The organism is Ferroglobus sp. (assembly GCF_015521575.1).
Classification (GTDB): domain Archaea; phylum Halobacteriota; class Archaeoglobi; order Archaeoglobales; family Archaeoglobaceae; genus Ferroglobus.
The window spans coordinates 1-4,661 of the sequence record NZ_WANY01000109.1 but is presented as its reverse complement, the minus strand read 5'-3'; the positions used below and the strand labels follow the sequence as shown (position 1 = coordinate 4,661).

General features: G+C 44.0%; 5 protein-coding genes. 4 read left to right on the top strand and 1 reads right to left on the bottom strand.

The genetic code is table 11. The annotated features are described in order from the left end of the window. From F7C14_RS04555 to F7C14_RS04540, 4 genes are all read left to right on the top strand, one after another. Positions 1-942: CBS domain-containing protein (locus F7C14_RS04555; protein WP_367114334.1), on the top strand; the 942-nt coding region annotated here is incomplete at its 5' end. A 1-nt stretch (position 943) separates the two neighbouring features. Then, positions 944-2,080, top strand: a complete 1,137-nt coding sequence (locus F7C14_RS04550) for an RNA ligase (RefSeq protein ID WP_290900286.1) — start codon at positions 944-946, stop codon at positions 2,078-2,080. After that, on the top strand, positions 2,074-3,036 hold the full coding sequence (locus F7C14_RS04545; RefSeq protein ID WP_290900285.1) for a DUF1464 family protein: 963 nt from the start codon (positions 2,074-2,076) through the stop codon (positions 3,034-3,036). The genes F7C14_RS04550 and F7C14_RS04545 overlap by 7 nt, the downstream gene beginning before the upstream one ends. 32 nt (positions 3,037-3,068) lie before the next feature. Continuing rightward, positions 3,069-3,854, top strand: a complete 786-nt coding sequence (locus tag F7C14_RS04540; protein WP_290900284.1) for an MEMO1 family protein — start codon at positions 3,069-3,071, stop codon at positions 3,852-3,854. On the opposite strand, the gene F7C14_RS04535 is transcribed toward F7C14_RS04540, so the two are convergent. After that, positions 3,844-4,524, bottom strand: coding sequence for an amidohydrolase family protein (locus tag F7C14_RS04535; protein ID WP_290900283.1), 681 nt, complete (start codon positions 4,522-4,524; stop codon positions 3,844-3,846). The genes F7C14_RS04540 and F7C14_RS04535 overlap by 11 nt on opposite strands. Between the last annotated feature and the right edge of the window lie 137 nt (positions 4,525-4,661).

The window sequence follows — 4,661 nt, the reverse complement described above, 5'->3', positions numbered from 1 at the left end:
GTATTAGGTGATTTGATGTCTTATTTGGGAGCAAAAATTGGAGATGAAGTTAAAAAGGAAAAGAAGAGCCCAATAAAGCCGGGAAGCGTTATGGAAATAGCGACGAAGAATGTAATCACGATTCCGACAACTTCGACAATAATGAGCGCAATGAAGACAATGATAAAGTACAGCTTCAGAAGATTGCCGATAACTGATCCTGGGACGAAGAGGCTTGAGGGAATAATAACTGGAATGGACATTGTAAATTTCCTCGGTGGAGGGGAGAAGCACAAGATCGTTGAGGGAAGATACAACAACAATTTGCTTGCGGCAGTTAACGAGGAAGTTAAGGAAATTATGGAGAAGGAGGTTGTCGCGATAGATTTCACCTCTTCTTGGGAGGATGCTTTGGAAATTCTTTTAGAAAAGGGAGTAGGTGGTGCCCCGATAATCGATAGGGATGATACCGTTATAGGTATCATAACTGAGAGGGACATCATGAAGTTTTTGGCTGAAAGAAGGGAGTACGACGGGGTCGTGGAAGACTACATGACGAGGGGAGTCATCACAGCTGAGCCAAACACGAAAATCGAGGAGGCTATGAAGACGATGGTTTCGAAAAAGATAAGGAGACTTCCGGTAGTTAAGGACGGCTTGCTCGTTGGAATTCTAACATCAACGACGATCGTCCACTACTTCGCTGGAGAGGTTTTCAAAGAGCTCGTTACTGGGAACGCGAAAGAAGCTCTTGAACAACCGATTTCCGTAATTCTGTCCAACAAAAAGATACTGAAATATACGGAACCGCTCGTTGTCAGTCCAAAAACGAATTTAAGGGATGTTGTGAATCTCATGCTTGAGAAGAATCAAGCTGCAGCTTTGGTTGTTAGTTCCGGAAGCTTGGAAGGAATTATAACCGAACGAGACCTCATGAAATTCCTCTGCGAGGCAAAATGCTGAGATGTACGTTGCCGAGGCTTTAGGCTTAACCAAGCCTGCTGCAGAAAAGTTAAAAGAGAAAAACGTCCTAAAGGAAGCTTTCATCAAACATCCATTTTTCCCCGATGTAATCGATGCGGTAAGATTCGATAAAAAGTTTGCCGGACTTGAGGAAGGGACTGTTGTCGCTAAAACGATTCACGGAGTTGAAGTTGTTCACGGTTTTCCGAAAATCAGGAGAGCACTAACTCTCTATCCGACGATCAAACTCCATTTTAAAGGAGAAATTGTTTTCGAGGAGAAAATGAACGGTTACAACGTAAGAATCGTTATGTTCGGAAAAAATCTGTATGCGTTAACGAGGAGAGGTTTTATTTGCCCCTACACAACGGAGAAAGCTCGTGAGCTAATTAACGAATCTTTTTTTAAAGATTTCCCGAAATTCATGCTCTGCTGCGAAGCAGTAGGAAAGTACTCACCCTACGTTCCGAAAGACGTTTACGGAGTAGATTTTGATTTTTACGTCTTCGATATAAGGGAGAAGAGGAGCGGGAAGCCTTTGCCAATTAGAGAGAAGGAGAGAATCTGCGAGGAATACGGGCTAAACTTAGCTCCCATTCTTGCTGAATGCAGAGCTGAGGAGGGACATATCGTTGGAAGAAGGGTTATTGAGGAGTTGGAGGGGAGTGGTAGGGAGGGTGTTGTGATAAAAGACGTCAACATGGTAGTTGAGCCGATAAAGTACACGACAAGCGAAACGAATTGCAGTGACCTAAGCTACGCTTTCAGATACTTTAACGAATACGGAAAAGACTTCATGTTCTCAAGAATTGTCAGAGAGGGCTTTCAAAGCTTTGAATTCGACGACGAGGAAAAGTTTAGAGAAAGGTGTTTCAGGCTGGGGAAGGCAATTCTCGAAAGCTTGGTGAAAAGCATCAAGGACGTTAGCGAAGGGAGAAAGGTTGTCGAAAGAGTTGAGTTAACTTTCTCGTCTTTCGAAACCTTTGAGTTGTTTACGGAGCATTTAAAGAGAAGTGGAGTTAATTTTGAGGTTGTTGAGTTGAAAAAGAGGGAGGGAAAAGTTCACGCAATAATTGATAGGGTAATGAAGAGCACTACAGACAAGATAAAAAGCCACCTCGGTGGAGCTTTATGGTAAAGGTGGGAGTTGACGCTGGAACGAAAAGTTACGGGGTTTTCGTTCTCGAAGAAAGAAAGTTGTACGAATTCGAATCGTCGGAAGTTAGGGAGAATCCTGAATCGTTTGTAGAGTTTCTTAAGGAGTTAAATCCGGAAGTTGGAGCCGGATTGAGCGGATATGGGCTTCCGGTAAAAAATTTCAAAGATCTGACTGACGAAGACATCTTTCTAATGACGTTGAAAAAGGAGGGCAGTTACATAGGAATGTCCTCCGTTATTAGGAGGATTAGAGATGAGGAGCTGAACTTTTTCACGATTCCCGGGGTAATTCACCTCAACACGGTTCCGGCTTACAGGAAGGTTAACAGAATTGACATGGGTACTTCCGACAAAGTTTGCAGCGCAGCTTTAGCTTTGGCTGAATTTGGAGAGGGTGATTTCATACTCGCCGAAATTGGTTACGGTTTCAACGCGTTTCTTGCTTTGAAAAACGGGAAAATCGTCGATGGTATTGGTGGGAGTTCGGGTTTTCCATCGCACTTGAGCGTTTCGGCAATAGATGCGGAGCTTGCGTGCCTGATGAGGGTGACTAAAGATGTAGTTTTCTCGGGGGGATTGAAGAGCTTTTTTGAAGATAGAGGGGAGGAATTTAGCTTTGAAGCATTCGCTGAATGGATTCTCAAGGGAATTTATGCGATGAAAGCTGTTGTTGACGAGAACTTCGTTGTTCTTTCGGGAAGGTTTGCCAAGGAAGTGAAAAAGTTCATCGCTGAAAGGTTCGACGTGAAAATTTTAAAAGGCTTCGAAAGCGGAAAGCAAGCAGCAGAAGGAGCTGCAATTATCGCAGACGGGTTGAGCGGTGGGGAGTACAAGGAAATAGTTGAAAGGCTCGAACTTAGAAGAGCTTCCGGCTGCATCTTCGATTACGTAACTTCCGACCTCAAAAAATTCTTCTTCGAAAAGCTGGAGTGCTAAAGTTTAAGTTCTAAAAAAGTACAGTATTTTTCATGAGACGACCTGCAGTAGCTGGATACTTCTACCCCTCGAATCCCGAATCCCTCTTGGCTATGCTTAGGGAATTTGCAGATAAGAGGAGCGATGAGGATGTAGTGGCAATAGTCTCTCCTCACGCAGGTTACGTTTACTCGGGAAGGACTGCTGGAGCGGTTCACTCTCTCCTGCCAGATGTGGAGACTTACGTAATAATTGGTCCGAACCACACTGGCTTGGGAGCGGCTGTGGCTGTCTCTTATGACGACTGGATGACTCCGATAGGGGTTGTGGAGACGGATAGAGAGTTCATAGATGCTATGCCCAAGAAAATCTGCGTTGTTGATGAGATAGCTCACAGAGAAGAGCACAGCTTGGAAGTGCAAGTTCCTTTTTTGCAGTACCTCCACAAGGACTTCAAAATCGTTGCCATCTGCATGGGATTGCAGGATAAGGAGACAGCTGAGGAGATAGTCGAAGAAATTTTGGAGGCTCAGGAGATAACTGGAAGGAGGATCGCTCTGGTTGCTTCGAGTGACATGCACCATTATTTGCCGGATGACGAGTGCAGAAGGAGAGACGAGATCGTCATTGAAGCGATCCTCAGCATGGACGTCGACAAGTATTATAACACGATATACAAACTTCAAGCAAGCGTCTGCGGTTATGGTCCTATAGCTGTTGCCATGCTCTACTCTAAGGAGCTTGGAGCGAAAGCGGAGCTCGTACATTACTCCACGAGCGGAGACGTGGCTGATAGAAGTCAGGTTGTCGGCTATGCTGGTATAGCCTTCAGAGTTTGAATAACCTCTTAGCATTCTTCCACAGAACCCTGTCGTCGCAAATCTCCGCCACCTTTTTAAGCTCGTGATGAATGCTTCCGAAGGGTTTGTCCGAGCCGAAAATGAGTCTGTCCGGGACAGTTTCATAGAACTCTTTTATCTGCGAGGGAGATGCTAAAGAGGTGTCAAAATAAACGTTCTCGTTTTCAGCAAATTCCCTGAGGAAATCCGCTGGATTTCCTCCCAATAATCCGAGGTGAGGTATCACGACTTTCACGTCGAATCTCTCTAAGAAAATTTTCGTGAAAGTAAATTCCTCCTCGAAAAAAATCGGTTTGCTAACTCTTTCAACGAAGTCTTCTAAATCTTCTCTTTTCAGAGTTTCGTAGTTGGATTTTAAATCAGCCACTCCTCCGACCCAGTGCCACTTTAAGGCAACGAATTCTTCGGGAATTTCCTCCGGAAAAGGCTTTCCTATGCAGTATATCGGAAACAAGTTTTCATTTTCTTCGCAAGCTTTGAGGACCATTTCGTTCGCCACTTTTTCGTCGTACTCTGCATAAGATGGGAAGGACATTACTAAAGCCAGATCTATTCCGTTTCTTTCGAGCTCATCGACTACTTCTTCCACCTTAACGTCTATTCCGAGAGAAACTGAAGGTCCTATGTGGATGTGACTGTCGATTATCATCAAAAAAATTGGAATTAGAAATCTTCTAATAGTTTTCTGTAAAGCTTTTCCTCGTTAAAGCTTAGTGCTCTTTTAACGACCTCTTCCAGATACATGACAGTATTGGCTACGAAGTAATACTTTAATTTCCTCTGTAG

Bases quoted from the DNA above. Each gene is read 5' to 3' on its own strand.
- F7C14_RS04550 (WP_290900286.1), top strand. From the start codon at position 944: ATGTACGTTGCCGAGGCTTTAGGCTTAACCAAGCCTGCTGCAGAAAAG.
- F7C14_RS04545 (WP_290900285.1), top strand. From the start codon at position 2,074: ATGGTAAAGGTGGGAGTTGACGCTGGAACGAAAAGTTACGGGGTTTTC.
- F7C14_RS04540 (WP_290900284.1), top strand. From the start codon at position 3,069: ATGAGACGACCTGCAGTAGCTGGATACTTCTACCCCTCGAATCCCGAA.
- F7C14_RS04535 (WP_290900283.1), bottom strand. From the start codon at position 4,524: ATGATAATCGACAGTCACATCCACATAGGACCTTCAGTTTCTCTCGGA.